Source organism: Pseudomonas sp. PDM05 (assembly GCF_014851685.1).
Classification (GTDB): domain Bacteria; phylum Pseudomonadota; class Gammaproteobacteria; order Pseudomonadales; family Pseudomonadaceae; genus Aquipseudomonas.
The window spans coordinates 61158-79374 of the sequence record NZ_JACVAC010000008.1 but is presented as its reverse complement, the minus strand read 5'-3'; the positions used below and the strand labels follow the sequence as shown (position 1 = coordinate 79374).

General features: G+C 60.4%; 15 protein-coding genes and 1 pseudogene. 9 read left to right on the top strand and 7 right to left on the bottom strand.

The annotated features are described in order from the left end of the window. The first annotated feature begins 162 nt into the window (after nucleotides 1-162). Entirely contained in the window at nucleotides 163-1590 is a 1428-nt protein-coding gene (sbcB, locus tag IB241_RS17160) for an exodeoxyribonuclease I (protein WP_192299444.1), read from the top strand. 90 nt (nucleotides 1591-1680) lie between these two features. Here the strand turns inward: sbcB and mvaT are convergent, their stop codons facing one another. Next, nucleotides 1681-2055, bottom strand: a complete 375-nt coding sequence (gene mvaT, locus IB241_RS17155) for a histone-like nucleoid-structuring protein MvaT (RefSeq protein WP_005790963.1) — start codon at nucleotides 2053-2055, stop codon at nucleotides 1681-1683. A 349-nt stretch (nucleotides 2056-2404) separates the two neighbouring features. Between mvaT and purU the strand changes: the two genes are divergently transcribed. Then, nucleotides 2405-3253, top strand: a complete 849-nt coding sequence (gene purU, locus IB241_RS17150; RefSeq protein WP_192299443.1) for a formyltetrahydrofolate deformylase — start codon at nucleotides 2405-2407, stop codon at nucleotides 3251-3253. Nucleotides 3254-3338: 85 nt separating this feature from the next. Further along, nucleotides 3339-3578 carry a hypothetical protein gene (locus tag IB241_RS17145; protein ID WP_192299579.1) on the top strand — a complete coding sequence of 80 codons (240 nt, stop codon included), beginning with the start codon at nucleotides 3339-3341 and terminating at the stop codon, nucleotides 3576-3578. On the opposite strand, the gene IB241_RS27955 is transcribed toward IB241_RS17145, so the two are convergent. Together IB241_RS27955 and IB241_RS27950 are read right to left on the bottom strand one after the other, a co-directional pair. Further along, complete coding sequence (locus IB241_RS27955) at nucleotides 3501-4265, bottom strand: methyl-accepting chemotaxis protein (RefSeq protein WP_412547877.1); 765 nt, start codon at nucleotides 4263-4265, stop codon at nucleotides 3501-3503. The two genes, IB241_RS17145 and IB241_RS27955, sit on opposite strands and share 78 nt — an antisense overlap. Nucleotides 4266-4358: 93 nt before the next feature. Beyond that, nucleotides 4359-5390 (bottom strand): annotated as a pseudogene (locus tag IB241_RS27950) (cache domain-containing protein); the annotation flags it as partial. A 204-nt stretch (nucleotides 5391-5594) separates the two neighbouring features. Here IB241_RS27950 and IB241_RS17135 point away from each other — a divergent pair. Next, nucleotides 5595-7073 (top strand): helicase HerA-like domain-containing protein, encoded by a 1479-nt coding sequence (locus IB241_RS17135; RefSeq protein WP_192299441.1) that lies wholly within the window; start codon nucleotides 5595-5597, stop codon nucleotides 7071-7073. A gap of 4 nt (nucleotides 7074-7077) precedes the next feature. On the opposite strand, the gene IB241_RS17130 is transcribed toward IB241_RS17135, so the two are convergent. Continuing rightward, entirely contained in the window at nucleotides 7078-7533 is a 456-nt protein-coding gene (locus IB241_RS17130; protein WP_192299440.1) for a DUF721 domain-containing protein, read from the bottom strand. Nucleotides 7534-7838: 305 nt separating this feature from the next. On the opposite strand from IB241_RS17130, the gene secA reads away from it, so the two are divergent. The 3 genes from secA (at nucleotide 7839) to IB241_RS17115 (ending at nucleotide 12881) form a co-directional block, all read left to right on the top strand. Next, the gene (gene secA, locus IB241_RS17125; protein ID WP_192299439.1) at nucleotides 7839-10574 is read left to right on the top strand and encodes a preprotein translocase subunit SecA; all 2736 of its coding nucleotides are present in this window, start codon (nucleotides 7839-7841) and stop codon (nucleotides 10572-10574) included. A 124-nt stretch (nucleotides 10575-10698) separates the two neighbouring features. Further along, nucleotides 10699-11916 carry a bifunctional glutamate N-acetyltransferase/amino-acid acetyltransferase ArgJ gene (argJ, locus tag IB241_RS17120; protein WP_192299438.1) on the top strand — a complete coding sequence of 406 codons (1218 nt, stop codon included), beginning with the start codon at nucleotides 10699-10701 and terminating at the stop codon, nucleotides 11914-11916. Between the two features lie 20 nt (nucleotides 11917-11936). Further along, on the top strand, nucleotides 11937-12881 hold the full coding sequence (locus IB241_RS17115; RefSeq protein ID WP_192299437.1) for a Nudix family hydrolase: 945 nt from the start codon (nucleotides 11937-11939) through the stop codon (nucleotides 12879-12881). A gap of 125 nt (nucleotides 12882-13006) precedes the next feature. Here IB241_RS17115 and IB241_RS17110 read toward each other — a convergent pair whose 3' ends face one another. The 3 genes from IB241_RS17110 to IB241_RS17100 are packed head-to-tail and all read right to left on the bottom strand — an operon-like array spanning nucleotide 13007 to nucleotide 16588. Continuing rightward, nucleotides 13007-13585 carry a cob(I)yrinic acid a,c-diamide adenosyltransferase gene (locus IB241_RS17110; protein WP_192299436.1) on the bottom strand — a complete coding sequence of 193 codons (579 nt, stop codon included), beginning with the start codon at nucleotides 13583-13585 and terminating at the stop codon, nucleotides 13007-13009. Between the two features lie 2 nt (nucleotides 13586-13587). Then, nucleotides 13588-15624: a sensor histidine kinase gene (locus IB241_RS17105; RefSeq protein WP_192299435.1), complete on the bottom strand. Its 2037-nt coding sequence runs from the start codon at nucleotides 15622-15624 to the stop codon at nucleotides 13588-13590. 46 nt (nucleotides 15625-15670) lie between these two features. Further along, the gene (locus IB241_RS17100) at nucleotides 15671-16588 is read right to left on the bottom strand and encodes a putative 2-dehydropantoate 2-reductase (protein ID WP_192299434.1); all 918 of its coding nucleotides are present in this window, start codon (nucleotides 16586-16588) and stop codon (nucleotides 15671-15673) included. A gap of 123 nt (nucleotides 16589-16711) precedes the next feature. On the opposite strand from IB241_RS17100, the gene IB241_RS17095 reads away from it, so the two are divergent. After that, nucleotides 16712-17197, top strand: coding sequence for a YajQ family cyclic di-GMP-binding protein (locus tag IB241_RS17095; RefSeq protein ID WP_003175814.1), 486 nt, complete (start codon nucleotides 16712-16714; stop codon nucleotides 17195-17197). Between the two features lie 136 nt (nucleotides 17198-17333). Next, nucleotides 17334-18176 (top strand): mechanosensitive ion channel family protein, encoded by an 843-nt coding sequence (locus tag IB241_RS17090; protein ID WP_192299433.1) that lies wholly within the window; start codon nucleotides 17334-17336, stop codon nucleotides 18174-18176. Nucleotides 18177-18217 lie beyond the last annotated feature (41 nt).

The following is an 18217-nucleotide window of genomic DNA, read 5'->3' as shown; positions in this document are numbered from 1 at the left end:
TCCTTGGCAGTGCAGTGTGGCTGAGAGAGACGGATGCTAGCAGTGTCGGCGCTGGAAGCAACCATTCAAGGTTTTACTGGATGTTTGTACAGGGTCGATGGCGCTGGCTTCGAATGCCTTGCAGCGCCTAGACTTTGCCGATCTTCAGCACAGGAACAGCCCGTGACCTCCATTTTCTGGTACGACTATGAAACCACCGGCATCAATCCGCGCAGCGATCGCCCCCTTCAGGTCGCCGGTATCCGCACCGATCTTGAACTGAACGAGATCGGGCCGCCGGTCAACCTATACTGCCAACCCAGCGACGACATCCTGCCGCATCCTGCTGCATGTGCGATTACCGGCATCACCCCCGGCATCCTGGCGCAAAAAGGCTTGGCCGAGGCCGACTTCATGACGCGGGTGCACGCCGAACTGGCTGCCCCCGGTACTTGCGGGGCCGGTTACAACACCTTGCGGTTCGACGATGAAATGACGCGCTACAGCCTGTATCGCAACTTCTTCGACCCTTATGCCCGCGAGTGGCAAGGCGGCAACAGTCGCTGGGACTTGATCGACGTGGTGCGCACCGCCTACGCCCTGCGTCCGGAAGGTATCGAATGGCCGCAGCAGGACGGCCGTGTCACGCTCAAGCTTGAACGCCTGACCGCCGCCAACGGGATTGATCATGGCCAGGCCCACGATGCCTTGTCCGACGTGCGTGCCACCATCGCGCTGGCCCGGTTGGTACGGGAGAAACAGCCCAAGCTGTATGACTGGCTGTTCCAGTTGCGCAGCAAACAGCGGGTGATGGACCAGGTGCGCCTGCTGCAGCCGATGGTGCATATCTCCGGACGTTTTTCGGCCGAGCGTCATTACCTGGGCGTTGTGTTGCCATTGGCTTGGCACCCACGCAATCGCAATGCGTTGATCGTCTGTGACCTGGGTCTCGACCCTCAAGACTTGCTTGACCTTGATGCCGAAACCTTGCGTCAGCGCCTCTACACGCGGCGTGACGAACTCGCTGACGGGGAACTGCCTGTGCCCCTCAAATTGCTGCACATCAATCGCTGCCCGGTGGTGGCTCCGTTGAATGTGTTGCGGGCGCAAGATCGTGAACGCTTGCACTTGGATATGGACAGTTACCAGGCGCGCGCGCTGCGGCTAACTGACGCACAGGAAGTTTGGCGCGACAAGTTGGCGAGCATTTATGCCGAGGAAGAATTCGCGCCGACAACAGACCCGGAGCAGCAGCTTTATGATGGTTTTATCGGCGATCGCGATCGGCGCTTATGTGAACAAGTACGCAACGCTGAACCTGCGCAACTAGCACATCAGCAGTGGCCGTTCGACGATCATCGCCTGCCCGAATTATTATTTCGCTACCGTGCTCGCAACTTTCCCGAGACCTTGAATAACGAGGAGCAACAACGCTGGAAATTATTTTGCCAGCAGCGTTTGTCGGACGCTGAGCTGGGCGCGCCGATTACCCTTGAGGGATTTAATCAGGCACGCCTGGAGTTGGCGGCAAGTGCCACGCCGTATCAGTTGCAGGTGTTGGCGCAGTGGCAGGAATATGCCGACGCTTTAGCGGCCCGGTTCAATTTGTAATCGGGGCCCTAGAGTATTTTCAGGCAATAAAAAACGCCAGCGAGCTGGCGTTTTCAAAGTGTCGCGTATCAGGCCGCAGCCCGATGGGGCTTAGCCCAGCAGGGTAGCCCAACCTTCAACCACGTCACCGCCCCACTTGGCTTTCCACTCTTTCAGAGTCTTGTGGTTGCCACCTTTGGTTTCAATCACTTCGCCGTTGTGTGGGTTCTTGTATTGCTTGACCTTGCGAGCACGTTTGGTGCCGGTAGTTTTCACGGCGCCACGTGGAGCCTTAACTTTCGACTCTGGGTCCAGCAGCGCGATGATGTCACGCAGGGACTTGGAGTATTCACCCATCAGGGTGCGCAGTTTGCCTTCGAATTCCAGCTCAGTTTGCAGCTTGTCGTCTTGGGACAGGTTCTTCAAACGGGCTTGCAGCTCTTTGATAGCTTCTTCGGTGGCACGGTATTCGTTGATCAGGGACATGTGGACTACCTTATGTAGAGCGCTGATTGACAGGAAGTGGGGCAATAATAGTCAGGCCAAATCCTCAAGTAAACATTTAAGGGTGTATTTATGTGAATTGCGTTGAATGTTTGTGGCAATGCAATGCGTTGGAGTTAATTGATAGGGCATACGCGGCAAAGATAATCTACGTAAGAAAAGCATAATTGCCCGATTTTGCGCGTGAGCGTTCATATAGCGCTGGTAAAACCTTACGCTATTAAGGGGCGTATCGGTGCCAGGCCACCAGAATAAGCCTCGACGGATACTGCAGTTTTTCTGCGTAGTGGCTAGAATGGCGGCCTTTGCGAAGTTCTGGAGTTTTCCCCTAATGCGCACTTTTCGGCTGGTGATTGCTTGCCCGGACCGGGTTGGTATCGTTGCCAAAGTCAGTAATTTTCTGGCCTCCCACAACGGCTGGATCACCGAGGCGAGCCATCACTCGGACAATCTCAGCGGTTGGTTCTTCATGCGTCACGAGATTCGTGCCGACTCGCTGCCCTTTGGCCTTGATGCCTTCCGCGAGGCGTTTGCGCCGATTGCCGAAGAGTTTTCGATGAGCTGGCACATCACCGACACCGAGCAGAAAAAACGCGTGGTGCTGATGGCCAGCCGCGAATCCCACTGCCTGGCGGACTTGCTGCACCGCTGGCACAGCGATGAGCTGGACTGCGAGATCGCCTGCGTGATTTCCAACCACGACGACCTGCGCAGCATGGTTGAGTGGCATGGCATTCCGTACTACCACGTGCCGGTCAACCCGCAGGACAAGGAACCGGCGTTCGCCGAGGTGTCCCGCCTGGTCAAGCAGCACGAAGCCGACGTCGTGGTGCTGGCGCGCTACATGCAGATCCTGCCGCCGGAGCTGTGCAGTGCCTACGCTGGCAAGGTGATCAATATCCATCACAGCTTCCTGCCGTCGTTTGTCGGCGCCAAGCCTTATCACCAGGCATCGCTGCGTGGTGTGAAGTTGATTGGTGCGACCTGCCACTACGTGACCGAAGAGCTGGACGCCGGCCCGATCATCGAGCAGGACGTGGTCCGCGTGAGCCACAGCGACAGCATCGAAGACATGGTGCGTTTCGGCCGTGACGTCGAGAAGATGGTGTTGGCCCGTGGCCTGCGTTACCACTTGGAAGACCGCGTGCTGGTTCACGGTAACAAGACTGTGGTGTTCTGATCACCGAGTGGTGATTGAAGAATGAAGGGCCTGGGCGTTAAATCGTCCCAGGCCCTTTTTTTTGCCTGCCCTCAAGGAGTGGACCATGAGCGATCCGTTGGACAAAGCCACATCCAAAGCCCCGGCTACGCTGGGGGAGGGTTGTTTGAGCCGCTATGACCCGGATGACCTCGACAGCGAGGACGGCACCGATTTTCCCGGTGCCGCCGAACTGTGGGCGCGTGAGCAGGGCAAGCCTGCACACGGGTCAGATGCGGAAGCTGCCGACCAACTGCTTGAGCCGCCCGGCCTGTTGCTCAAGGTCGGCACAGGCACGCAAGGTTGACTGCAGGTTTTCCACACCTTCCTGGTTGAGGGTGTTGATTTCGGTGATGTCCATGTTGATCGACTCCACCACCGAGGTCTGTTCCTCGGTGGCGGTGGCGACCGACTGGTTCATGCCGTCGATTTCGCCGATACGTTGGGTCACGCTGTTCAGGCGTTCGCCGGCGAGGTTGGCAATCTCCACGCTGTCCTGGCTGTGACGCTGGCTTTCGCTCATGGTGCTGACCGAGTCCCGCGCACCGACTTGCAGCTCTTCGATCATGGTTTGCACCTGTTGCGCCGATTCCTGGGTGCGATGGGCCAGGTTGCGCACTTCATCGGCGACCACGGCAAAGCCACGGCCAGCTTCCCCGGCGCGGGCGGCTTCGATGGCGGCGTTGAGCGCCAGCAGGTTGGTTTGCTGGGAGATGCTGGTGATGACTTCGAGAATTTGCCCGATGTTCACCGTTTTGCTGTTAAGTGCTTCGATATTGGTGCTCGAAGCGCTGATCATCGCCGATAGTTGCGTCATCGCCTTGATGTTGCGCTCCACCACTTGCTGACCATCTTCCGCCAGGCTGCGCGCATCGCTGGCCTGGCTGGAGGCCTGCGCGGCGTTACGGGCGATTTCCTGGGCGGCGGCCCCCAGTTGATTGATGGCGGCAGCCACGCTGTTGGTGCGGCTGGCCTGTTCGTCGGAATTGACCATGGATGAGTTGGACGCGCTGACCACACGCAGGGCCACTTCATTGACCTGCCCGGTGGCCGAGGACACTTCGCGGATCGACGTATGAATACGCTCGACGAAGCGGTTGAACGCGTTGCCCAGGGTGCCGAATTCGTCGTGGTTCTGGATGGTCAGTCGGCGCGTCAGGTCGCCTTCGCCATCGGCGATGTCCTGCATGGCGCGGGTCATCAGGTGCAACGGTTGCAGCAGCACACGGATCAGCATGCCAAGCAGGGCGATGATGATCACCACGGCAATGAGGGTGGCGATCACCGCCGAGGTGCGAAATTCGCTGAGCATGGCGAAGGCTTTGTCTTTATCCACCGAAATGCCGAGATACCAGTTCACCGACGGCAAGCCTTTGATCGGTGTGAAGGTGACGATGTTGTCCTTGCCGTTGGCCTCGACCTCGCTGAAGTCGCTGCTGATTTTCGGGGTGTTTTTGGGGTAGACGTCGGCCAGGGTCTTCATCACCAGGTTTTTGTCCGGGTGCACCAGAACCTTGCCGTCGGCACTGACCAGGAAGGCGTAGCCCATGCCGCCCAGGTCCAGCGCGCCAATGTTATCCACCAGGGTTTGCAGGCTCAGGTCACCGCCCACGACGCCGATGCTTTGGCCGGACTTGATGCTGGGGGTGGCGATGGAAATGATCAATTTGCCAGTAGCGGCGTCGATGTAGGGTTCGGTCAGGGTCGAACCGTTACTGCTCTGGGCGCCCTTGTACCAGGGGCGAACGCGGGGGTCGAAGCCGTCCGGCATTTTGGTGTCGGGGCGGATGGTGAAGGCGCCCGTGCTGTCGCCTACGTAGGTTGCCATGAACGAGGAGGTCAGGGTTTTCTGATCCAGCAGGCTGCCGACCACACTCGGCTCGGGGTTGATGGCGATGTTCTGTGCGGCGTTTTCCACCAGGGCAATGCGCCCGGTGAGCCAGGTTTGAATGTTGCCTGCGGTGACGTCGCCCATTTCATTCAGGTAGCTGTTGAGGTCGTTGCGAATGGCGTTGCGTTGCAGGTAGTCGTTGTAGAGGGTAAACAGCGCGAATGCGGCGACGACGATAAGGGAGGCTGCAAGCAGGATTTTGTGGCTGAAGCGTAGATTTTTATTCATGGCTTGTAGGGTCCGCTAAGGTCTTAATATCCGATGCGCGTCCTTGTGGGAGGCGCAGAATGGCAGCGTCAAAAAAGGTGTGATATTGCTTGTGATAGCTCCGCTGGCTCCTGTGGGAATTATCTGACCTATTTTTAGACTTTGTGGGTCTCACATCTGTCTGTATCGACCTCGCGCTATTAAAGCTTAATCATGGGAGACAAAATGTCTGACTCCACGCAACTCCTGATCGGCGCAGACCTTGAAGGCCAGCCCATCGCCCAGGCCATGCGCCTGGGCAATCGCCACGGGCTTATCGCCGGCGCCACCGGCACGGGCAAGACCGTCACCTTGCAGCGTCTGGCCGAGGCGTTCAGCGATGCCGGTGTGGCGGTGTTTGCCGCTGACATCAAGGGCGATCTGTGTGGCCTGGGTGCCGCCGCCAACCCCCAGGGCAAAGTGGCCGAGCGCATTGCCGGCATGCCTTTCCTTAACTACACCGCCAAGGCTTATCCGGTCACGTTGTGGGATATACACGGGCAGTCCGGTCATCCGTTGCGCACCACCATCAGCGAAATGGGCCCGTTGTTGCTTGGCGCCCTGTTGGAGCTGACGGACAGCCAACAATCGGCGCTCTACGCGACATTCAAGGTGGCCGACCGCGAAGGTCTGTTGTTGCTGGACTTGAAGGACCTCAAGGCGCTGCTCAACCACTTGCGTTATCACCCGGAGTTGCTGGGCGACGATGCCGCGTTGATGACCACCGGCTCCAGCCAGGCGCTGTTACGGCGCCTGGCGGTGTTGGAGCAGCAGGGCGCCGAAGCCTTGTTTGGCGAACCGGCCCTGCAACTTGAAGATATTCTGCAACCCGCCAGCGACGGACGGGGGCGCATCCACCTGCTGGACGCCAGCCGCCTGGTACACGAGGCGCCGAAGGTCTACGCGACATTCCTGTTGTGGCTGCTGGCGGAGTTGTTCGAACAACTGCCAGAGCGTGGCGATGCAGACAAACCGCTGCTGGCGCTGTTTTTCGATGAGGCGCACTTGTTGTTCGCCGACACGCCCAGGGCCCTGCAAGAGCGCTTGGAACAGGTGGTGCGGCTGATTCGTTCGAAAGGGGTGGGGGTGTACTTCGTCACCCAGTCCCCGGGTGACCTGCCGGACACGGTGCTCGCGCAGCTCGGCCTGCGTATCCAGCACGGCCTGCGCGCGTTCACCACCAAAGAGCAGAAGTCTCTGCGGGCGGTGGCAGATGGTTTCCGACCGAACCCCGCGTTCGATGCTCTGGCGGTGCTGACCGAGTTGGGCACGGGTGAGGCGTTGGTGGGCACCTTGCAGGAAAAAGGCACGCCGGAAGTCGTCCAGCGCGTGTTGGTTGCGCCGCCGCAATCGCGTATCGGGCCGTTGAGCGAGGTTGAACGCGTGGCATTGATCGCCAGTTCGCCGTTGCAGGGGCGCTATGACAAGCCGATCGATCGCGAATCAGCCTACGAAGTGCTGATGGCGCGCAAGGAGCTGGGGCCGACCGAGGAGGCCAAGCCGGCCGAAGAAGAGCCGAGTTTTACCGACAAGGCCGGAGCGTTTCTGGGAACGGCAGCGGGCAAGGCGTTGAAATCCGCCATGCAGCAGGCTGCCAATCAGATGGGGCGGCAGCTGGTGCGGGGGTTGCTGGGGTCGTTGCTTGGCGGCAGCAAGCGCAAGTAACGGCTCAGGCCTTGGGCTTGGCGTGGGCGGCGAGCCGCTCAAGCGCTGCGCGCAGGCCTGGATCGCTGATCCCGTCGGCCGTTGCCTGAATGGTTTCGGCCGCGTTTTCCGACAGATCCATGGTGTGCCCCACCGCGCCCTGCTGGACGGTGGGCGGTTGCACCTTGAACTGGATGCGCGTCAGGCTGGCGAATTCATCAAATGCCATCAATTGACGTTGCAGGCGCTTCTGTTGATAGCGCAGGCGGGTGGCCCAATGGCCATCTGTGACAATGAGTAGCAGGTTGCCCTCGCGCCACGACGCCACATGACAATGTTCCCGTGCGGCCGGTTGCAGTTGGCTTTCGACCAGGCGCTGCAGATGGCCCAGGCGTTGTGCATGGCCAAAGATGGCTTTCAACGGCTTGGCTTCGCGAAGCAACGCGCCGGGAGCGCGGGCTGTAAGGGGGCGAAATGCCATTATTGGACACCTAAAGTAACAGAGCGGCCATCTTAGCAGAAAGCGCCTGTACGCCCCCAAGCCATGCGCTGAAGGGGTAAAGCCCGTGAAATCAATAGTTAACTTCTGTGCTCCATGGGTTGAAGTTCCGGTAAAAGCCCTTATTTTAAACAAGCCCTCTCACCGCCCCATGCCTGCATCAGGGAACAACGCCACTTTCCTCACCCACGATTCCGGGTAGAATGCGCGTTCGCATGCGGCCGTGAGGGCTGCTCGGGCCACTCACGGTGCGCCCTCCATCCCTATGTGTGGAAGAACCTGCCGATATGTTTGCGCCTTTGTTAAAGAAACTTTTTGGAAGCAAGAATGAGCGCGAAGTCAAACGCATGCTCAAGACGGTGCAGCTGGTCAATGCCTTCGAAGAGCAGATGGTTGCCCTTTCGGACGAGCAATTGCGCGCCAAGACCGAAGAGTTCAAGGCCCGCATAGCCAAAGGTGAAACCCTCGACAAGCTGCTTCCCGAAGCCTTTGCGGTCGCCCGTGAAGCCGGCAAGCGTGTCATGGGCATGCGCCACTTCGACGTCCAGTTGATCGGCGGCATGACCTTGCATGAAGGCATGATTGCCGAAATGCGTACCGGTGAAGGCAAGACCCTGGTGGCAACCCTGGGTGTTTACCTCAACGCACTGTCCGGCAAGGGCGTGCACGTTGTGACGGTGAACGACTACCTGGCTCGCCGGGACGCCAACTGGATGCGCCCGCTGTATGAATTCCTCGGCCTGACCGTCGGCGTTGTCACGCCGTTCCAGCCGCCGGAAGAGAAACGCGCCGCCTACGCCGCCGACATCACCTACGGCACCAACAACGAATTCGGTTTCGACTACCTGCGCGACAACATGGCGTTCAGCATGGAAGAAAAATTCCAGCGCGAACTCAACTTTGCCGTGATCGACGAAGTCGACTCCATCCTCATCGACGAAGCCCGTACCCCGCTGATCATCTCTGGCCAGGCCGAAGACAGCTCGCGCCTGTACACCGAGATCAACAAGTTGATCCCGCGCCTGGAGCAGCACATCGAGGAAGTCGAAGGCGTGGTGACCAAAGAAGGTCATTTCACCATCGACGAGAAGACCCGCCAGGTCGAACTCAACGAAGCCGGTCACCAGTTCGTCGAAGAAATGCTGACCCAGATCGGCGAGCTGGCCGAGGGTGAAAGCCTGTACTCGGCGCACAACCTGGGCCTGCTGACCCACGTGTATGCCGGCCTGCGTGCCCACAAGCTGTTCCATCGCAACGTTGAATACATCGTGCAGGACGGCCAGGTTGTGCTGGTCGACGAGCACACCGGCCGTACCATGCCGGGCCGCCGTCTGTCCGAGGGCCTGCACCAGGCCATCGAAGCGAAGGAACACCTCAACATCCAGGCTGAAAGCCAGACGTTGGCGTCCACTACCTTCCAGAACTACTTCCGTCTGTACAACAAACTGTCCGGCATGACCGGTACGGCCGACACCGAAGCGTTCGAATTCCACCAGATCTACGGTCTGTCGGTGGTGGTTATCCCGCCGAACAAGCCACTGGCGCGTAAGGACTACAACGACCTGGTGTTCCTGACCGCCGAAGAGAAGTACGCGGCGATCATCAACGACATCAAGGACGGCATGGCCAAGGGCCGCCCGATCCTGGTGGGTACCGCCACCATCGAGACTTCCGAGCACGTATCGAACCTGCTCAACAAGGAAGGCATCGAGCACAAGGTCCTCAACGCCAAGTTCCACGAAAAAGAAGCCGAGATCATCGCCCAGGCCGGTCGTCCGGGCGCACTGACCATCGCCACCAACATGGCGGGTCGTGGTACCGACATCCTGTTGGGCGGCAACTGGGAAGTGGAAGTCGCGGCCCTGGACAACCCGAGCCCCGAGCAGATCGCCCAGATCAAGGCCGACTGGCAGAAACGCCACCAGGCCGTGCTGGAATCCGGTGGCTTGCAGGTGATCGCTTCCGAGCGTCACGAATCGCGCCGTATCGACAACCAGCTGCGTGGCCGTGCCGGTCGCCAGGGTGACGCCGGCTCCAGCCGCTTCTACCTGTCCCTGGAAGACAGCCTGATGCGCATCTTCGCCTCGGACCGCGTGAAGAACTTCATGAAGGCCCTGGGCATGCAGTCCGGTGAAGCGATCGAGCACCGTATGGTGACCAACGCCATCGAGAAGGCGCAGCGCAAGGTTGAAGGGCGCAACTTCGACATTCGTAAACAACTGCTTGAGTTCGATGACGTCAACAACGAACAGCGTAAAGTGATCTATCACATGCGTAACACGTTGCTGGCCGCCGACAACATTGGCGAGACCATCGCCGATTTCCGTCAGGACGTGCTCAACGCCACTGTCAGCGCGCACATTCCGCCGCAGTCGCTGCCTGAGCAGTGGGATGTGGCCGGTCTGGAAGCAGCGTTGAAGAGCGATTTCGGCGTGGATCTTCCGGTTCAGCAATGGCTGGACGAAGACGACCACCTGTACGAAGAAACCCTGCGCGAAAAACTGATGGCCGAATTGCTGGCCGCGTACAACGAGAAAGAAGAGCAGGCGAGTGCCGAAGCACTGCGCACCTTCGAGAAGCAAATCGTACTGCGCGTGCTGGACGACCTGTGGAAAGACCACCTGTCGACCATGGACCACTTGCGTCACGGCATCCACCTGCGTGGCTACGCCCAGAAGAACCCGAAGCAGGAGTACAAGCGCGAGTCGTTCACGCTGTTCTCCGAACTGTTGGATTCGATCAAGCGCGATTCGATTCGCGTGCTGTCCCACGTTCAGGTGCGTCGCGAAGACCCGATCGAGGAAGAAGCTCGCCTGCGCCAGGAAGCCGAGGCACTGGCTGCGCGCATGCAGTTCCAGCACGACGAAGCGCCGGGCCTGGACGCCCCTGAGGTGTTGGGCGAAGAGGTCGATGTGGCCTTGGCTCAAACCCCGGTTCGCAACGACCAGAAACTGGGCCGCAACGAGCTGTGCTACTGCGGTTCGGGCAAGAAGTTCAAACACTGCCACGGCCAGATCGAATAAGATTTCGCCCTGACGCTGCAACACCTTGCGCCGCGACCGGCCTGTGCCGTCGCGGCGTTTTGCCATTAATTTCACCGTCGCTTACGACGGCACAGACATCACCTATTTTTTAAGGAGCGCATTCATGGCTGTTGGTCTTGGTCCTTTGCCCACTTTGCACCCGGTTGCCGGTTTTGAACTCGGTATCGCTTCGGCCGGCATCAAACGCCCAGGGCGCAAGGATGTGGTGGTGATGCGCTGTGCCGAAGGCTCGACCGTCGCCGGTGTGTTCACCCTCAACGCGTTCTGTGCCGCGCCGGTGATCCTGGCCAAGCAGCGTGTTGCCGGGACTATCCGTTACCTGCTGACCAACACTGGCAACGCCAACGCCGGCACCGGCGAGCCTGGCCTGGTAGCGGCTGCGCGTACCTGCGCCAAGCTGGCCCAACTGACTGGCGTGGACGCCAGCCAAGTGCTGCCGTACTCCACCGGCGTGATCGGCGAGCCGCTGCCCGTCGAGAAGATCGAAGGCGCACTGCAAGCCGCGCTGGACGACCTGTCTGTGGATAACTGGGCCGCCGCCGCCACCGGCATCATGACCACCGACACCCTGCCAAAAGGCGCCAGCCGCCAGTTCGTGCATGATGGCGTGACCGTCACCGTGACCGGCATCAGTAAGGGCGCGGGCATGATCCGTCCGAACATGGCCACCATGCTCGGCTACATCGCCACCGACGCCAAAGTCTCCCGCGACGTGTTGCATAGCCTGATCCTCGACGGCGCCAACAAGTCGTTCAACCGCATCACCATCGATGGCGACACCTCGACCAACGACTGCTGCATGCTGATCGCCACCGGCCAGGCCAACCTGCCGGAGATCACCGAGGCCAGCGGCCCGCTGTTCGCGGCGTTGAAGCAGGCGGTGTTCGAAGTGTGCATGGACGTGGCCCAGGCCATCGTGCGTGACGGCGAAGGCGCAACCAAGTTCGTCACCGTAGAAGTCAACGGCGGCGGCAATCACCAGGAATGCCTGGACGTGGGCTACACCGTGGCGCACTCGCCGCTGATCAAGACCGCCCTGTTTGCTTCCGACCCGAACTGGGGCCGTATCCTTGCGGCCGTCGGTCGTGCCGGCGTGCCAGACCTGGACGTGAGCAAGATCGACGTGTTCCTCGGTGACGTCTGCATCGCCAGCCGTGGCGCGCGTGCCGAAACCTACACCGAAGCCCAGGGCTCGGCCGTGATGCAGCAGGAAGAAATCACCATCCGCATCGAGCTGGGTCGCGGCGATTGCAGCGAAACCATCTGGACCACTGACCTGTCCCACGAGTACGTGAAGATCAACGCGGAATACCGCACCTGATCGCAGAGAGGATGAACGCGGTGAAACGAGTGCATGTAGCAGCAGCGGTGATCCGCGGTGTCGATGGCAGGATTTTGCTGGCGCGCCGCGCAGACACTCAGCATCAGGGCGGCCTTTGGGAGTTTCCCGGTGGCAAGGTGGAGGCCGATGAGTCGGTCGCCACCGCGCTGTCCCGCGAATTGCAGGAAGAACTGGGTATCCAGGTCACCACGGCGCGGCCGCTGATCCAGGTGCAGCATGACTACCCGGACAAGCAGGTGTTGCTGGATGTCTGGGAAGTCTCGGCCTTTACCGGCGAGCCCCATGGTGTGGAAGGGCAACCGCTGGAATGGGTGGCGCCCCGGGACCTGCCGAACTATGAGTTCCCGGCGGCCAATGCGCCGATTGTGGCTGCGGCGCGTTTGCCTGCCGAGTACCTGATCACTCCTGGTGAGCTGGAAACACCGACACTGTTGCGTGGCCTTCAGAAAGCCATTGCCGGGGGCATCAAGCTGGTTCAACTGCGTGCGCCCAACGGCTACGACCCCAAGTATCGTGACCTGGCGGTGGATGCGGTTGGCCTGTGTGCCGGCAAGGCGCAATTGATGCTCAAGGGCCCGTTCGAATGGTTGGGGGATTTTCCTTCAGCCGGCTGGCACATGACCTCGGCGCAATTGCGTAAATACGCCAGCAAAGGTCGACCGCTGCCTAAAGATCGTTGGTTGGCGGCGTCGTGCCACAACGCTGAAGAGCTGGCGCTGGCGGAATTGATGGATGTGGATTTTGTCACGCTGTCGCCGGTGCAACCGACCCAGACTCATCCTGACGCGCAGCCGTTGGGTTGGGAGCAGGCCGCGCAGTTGATCAGCGGCTTCAGCAAGCCGGTGTTTCTGTTGGGTGGGGTTGGGCCGGCCGAGCGGGAAAAGGCTTGGGGTGCTGGGGCTCAGGGTGTGGCCGGGATCCGGGCATTCTGGCCTGAGGTTTGATGCTGTTCTGACTGGCCTCTTCGCGAGCAAGCCCGCTCCCACACTTGACCGAGTTCCGACATGAGAATGCGGTCGAATGTGGGAGCGGGCTTGCTCGCGAAGGCGTCAGATCCGGCACTGATTAATCAATGGGGTTTAGCGGCTGCCTGCCACAAAACCTCAGCAACACCCTGGCGTTTGGCAATAATCCGCGCCGCCACGAACAACAAATCCGACAACCGATTGATATACGCCAACCCCACGCCTTCCAGTGGCTCAATCCCATTCAACTGCTGACACCGCCGCTCTGCACTACGCGCCAGGCTGCGGCACACGTGTGCCTGGGCGATCAACGCCGAGCCACCGGGCAGGATGAAGTTTTCCAGCGGCCCGACCTCCTCGTTCCAACGATCAATCGCCGCTTCCAATCGGTCCACTTCCGCCGCATTCAGCACCTTGTACACCGGCATGGCCAGTTCACCGCCGAGGTCAAACAAGCGATGCTGGCACGGCGTAAGCACTTCGATCACATCTTTGAGTTGTGGGTGTTTGCCGCTCTGTTCTTCCAGATTGGCCAGCAATAGCCCCAGTTGACTATTGAGCGTATCCACCTCGCCAATCGCCTCCACGCGCGGGTGGTCCTTGGGCACGCGGCGGCCGTCACCGAGGCCGGTTTCGCCCTTGTCGCCGGTGCGGGTGTAGATCTTCGACAGGCGAAAGCCCATGGTCATTGCTCCAGTTGGGTGAGTTCGTAAGGCGGCAGTTGGCTGCCCGCCAGGGGCAGGCGCAAGGTGAAGCAAGTGCCTTGGCCGAGGGTCGATTGCACTTCCATCTGGCCCTTGTGGTTGTTGGTGATGATGAAGTACGACACCGATAGCCCAAGCCCGGTGCCCTGGCCGATTTCCTTGGTGGTGAAGAACGGCTCGAATGTGCGTTTGCGCACGTTTTCGCTCATGCCGATGCCGTTGTCTTCCACCTGGATCTCCGCCCACGGTGGGTTGAGGCGCGTGCGCAGGATGATGCGTCCGGGCTCGCGGTCGTCTTCACGCAGGTGAATGGCCTGGGCGGCGTTCTTGAGCAGGTTGAGCAACACTTGCTCAAGCTCGTTGGCTGTGCCGGGCACGGGGCCCAGTTGCGGGTCGAACTGGCGGACGATGGCCTGGCCCTTGAAGTCGAAGCCGATGGTCAGGTCGAAATCATTGCCAGCGATTTCCACGGCTTGATCGATCAGCGCGGGCAGGTCGCAGGGCGCCATCTGCCGGTTGCTGCGGCGACTGAAACTGAGCATGTGGGTCACGATTTTCGCTGCGCGCGCGCCGGCCTGCTGGATGCCGTCGAGTAGTTGCGGCACTTCACGGCTTTGCAGGTAGCGGTTCACCGTGTCCAACTCGACGCCGACCTGTTCGGCGTGTTCGAGGTTCTTGGGCAGGTCCGGTGACAAGCGGCGGCGGATGTTCTGCACGTTATGCAGGATCGCCCCCAGTGGGTTGTTGATCTCATGGGCCATACCGGCGGCCAGCCCGCCGACCGAAAGCATCTTCTCCGACTGCACCATCATTTCTTCCAGGGACAGGCGCTGGGTGATGTCGTCGATGCGGATCACCACCCCGCGCCCGGCGCCGCCCATCAGCGGGTAGAAGGTCAGGGCGTAGTGTTTGGGCTCGTCGTCCTTGATCCAGGTAACGCGCTCGATGCGTTCCACGGTGTGCTGTTCCACTGTGGCCTTGATCTGCGGCAGGTATGGCTTGAGCGGCTGGAACGCAAGGAAGATCGGTTGGTTCAGCGCTTCATCCAGGCGTGTGCCGGAGAGCGCGCTGGCCTCCTGGTTCCACTGGGTGACGTAGAGCTGTTCGTCGAGGGCGATCAGGGCCGACGGCATGGAGTCGATGATGCTGTTGAGGTAGTTCTGGAAACCCGTGAGCTTTTTCTCGATCTTGCTGCGCACCTGTACTTCGAGTTCCAGCTTGCGGTTGGTGTGGCGGGTTTCTTCGGCCAGGCCCTGGGCTTGGGCGTAGGCTTCCTGGGAGTCGTCCCGCGCGCGCTTGAGCTGCTGCTCGCGGGCTTCGATGCGCGACAGCATGGTGTTGAAGGCTTCGGCCAGGCTGCCGATTTCATCGTGGTTGCCGCGCCCGGCACGCAAGGCGTAGTTCTCTTCGCGGGTAACCTGGCGCGACAGTTCTTCCAATTCATGGATCGGCCGGGTGATCAGGCGTTTGATCTGCCGGGCGATGACCAGCCACAACAGCACACTGAAAATCAGGATGCCCAGGCTCGCGGTCAAGGTGCCGGTATAGAACGCTACCGGCAGCTCGCTGCTGGCGACCAGCAGCAAATGCCCGGATGGCTGGCCCGGACGGGGCAGGGTAATGACTTGGTTGCTGCGAAACTCGGTGGCGCGCCAGGCCTCGATATGCCGGTAGTTGTCCGGCAGGTGCAGGCGGTCGCCATGTTGCAATTGCGCCAGGCGGTTGCCTTCGCTGTCATACAGGGCGGCGGCGCGCAGCGGTGAGTAGCTGGTCAGCTCGTTGAGCAGGGCGTCGGCTTTGGCCGGGGATTCCAGGGCTTCGGCGGCCAGGGCCGGGTTGGAGACCAACCGACCGATGGCTTGGAGTGCCTGGGGGGCCATGCTCTCCTGGGAGATCCAGTAGGCGGCGCTGATAAACGTGAGGTTGGCCACCAGCAATACAGTGGTCAGCAGCACCAGCAGGGCGGCGAGCAGTTTCTGCCCGACCGGTAGATTTTCAAGACGCTGGCGCAGCGGCATCAGGGTTTTCCCAGGTGATAGACAGGCGGGCAGGGTAGCGCGTGGTTCAGTCGCGGGGCAATCCGCGTGCATGCAACTGCTCGACCAGGCGCATTTGCACTTGTTGCAGGTGCGGCAGATTCAATTGGTGACGGGACGCCGCCTGGCAAGCATAGCCCAACAGGTAGCTGATTTCGGTGCGCCGGGCGTTGGCCACGTCTTGGTACATCGAGGAGTAATTGGCTGCAGTCGCCTGGATCACCCGTACCACTTCGCTGTGCAGGTCTTGTGCGGCGACGGGCTGGCCGCAGCACTCGAGCAACTCGCTCAATTCCGCGCAGAGGGTCGCGACCTCACAGGCGTGGGCCTGCAAGCCGCCGTTGCGGCATTGGTAAAGCACCGTCAGCGGATTTATCGCGCAGTTGAGTGCGAGCTTGCGCCACAGGCGGGTGAGGATGTCGGTGCTCCATTCGTGAGGGATTCCTGCAGCCTGTAGGTCTTCCAGCCACAGCGGCGGGGTGGGATGCCTGGCGTCACCCAGCCAGGTGTAGCCGTGGCCGGCGAACACCACGCGCCAGTCGCCGTCGCGAAACGCGCCTTCGGTACTGGAGGCATAGATGCAGCGGGCCTGGGGTAACTGGGTGGCAACGGCGTCCTGGCTGCCGAGGCCGTTCTGCAGCAGGATCAGTTCGGCGTCTGGCGCGAGCCGATGTTGCAGCTGTGCGACGGCGCTTTGTGCGTCGTAGGCTTTGCACGCCACCAGCAGGCGACGGATTGGCTCTAGGTTGTCGGGCGTTTCGGCGATCACCGGGTAGGTGTGTGCCACATCATGCTCCACCAGGGTCAGACCAGGTGTCGCCTGATAGCTGGCCAGGCGTGCCGCATCGCGCAGGATCAACCGCACGGGCACGCCCGCACGGGCCAGCCGCGTGGCCCAGAGGGTGCCAAGGCTGCCGGCGCCGAGAATATGCCAGGTGGTCGACATCAGATTTTGCTCCGTAGGGTCGCCCGCAGTGAACGAGGCGAAAGAACCGCTATAATGCTCCGGCATTTTAGCTCGGGCGCGCTCCATCTCTACTGAGCCCGCCCCTTATATTGGAGAAATGACATGCCTTCGTTCGACGTGGTATCCGAACTGGACAAACACGAAGTCACCAACGCCGTCGAGAACGCCGTCAAGGAACTGGACCGTCGCTATGACTTGAAAGGCAAGGGCAGCTTCGAATTCAAGGAAAAGGAACTGACCGTCAACCTGACCGCTGAAGCCGATTTCCAGCTGGAAGCGATGATCGAGATCCTCAAGCTGTCGCTGGTCAAGCGCAAGATCGATGCGCAGTGCCTTGAAATCAAGGATGCCTACGCCTCCGGCAAGCTGATGAAACAGGAAGCCGTGCTCAAGGAAGGCATCGACAAGGAGCTGGCGAAGAAGATCGTTGCTCATATCAAGGATGCCAAGCTCAAGGTCCAGGCTGCCATCCAGGGCGAGCAGGTGCGTGTTACCGGCAAGAAGCGTGACGACCTGCAAGAGGCCATCGCGGCCCTGCGCGCCAAGACCTTCGACATGCCGCTGCAGTTCAATAACTTCCGCGACTGATGGCACCTCGCGGAACCTGGGGGCGTTTTTGACGTCCCACGCCCCAGAATCCGTGCCTACACTTGAGCCCTACGGGGCTCATTTGCGTTTTTAGGCAGTCAATAAAGCCGCACATCCGCCACACAGGAGAAGCTACATGGATTTGAACGCTGAAATGGATCACTTGATCAAGACCTCGCAGTCGTGGGTCCCGATGATCATGGAATACGGCAGCCGGGTGCTGCTGGCCGTCCTCACCCTGGCCATCGGCTGGTGGCTGATCAACATATTGACCCACCGTGTGGGGCGCCTGCTGGCCCTGCGCAATGCGGACCTGGCCCTGCAACACTTCATCACCAACCTGGCCAACATCGCGCTGAAAGTCATGCTGATGGTCAACGTGGCGTCGATGATCGGCGTGGCAACCACCTCGTTCGTCGCCGCGATTGGTGCCGCGACCCTGGCCATCGGCCTGGCACTGCAGGGCAGCCTGGCGAACTTCGCCGGCGGCGTGCTGATTCTGCTGTTCCGCCCGTTCCGCATTGGTGACTGGATTGAAGCCCAGGGTACTTCGGGTACGGTCGACAGCATCCAGATCTTCCACACCGTGCTGCGCACCGGCGACAACAAGACGGTGATCATCCCGAACGGCAGCCTGTCCAACGGCATCATCACCAACACCAACCGTCAGCCGACCCGCAAGGTGGTGTTTGATGTGGGTGTGGATTATGACGCCGACCTGCAGAAGGCCCGTGAGGTACTGCTGGATCTGGCGAAAGACCCGCGCGTGCTGGCAGACCCGGCCGCGGTAGCGGTGGTTTCGACCTTGGGCGACAGCTCTATCACTGTGTCCCTGCGTTGCTGGACCAAGACAGCGGACTATTGGGATGTGATGTTCATGTTCAATGAACTTGCCCGTGACCGCTTGAAAGCGGCGGGGATTGATATTCCGTTTCCACAGCGGGTTATTCGTGTGATGCAGGAAACTGCAGCTAAATAATACCAGGTCAATTGCGCCGAACTTGGCTGACAGGTCAGGTT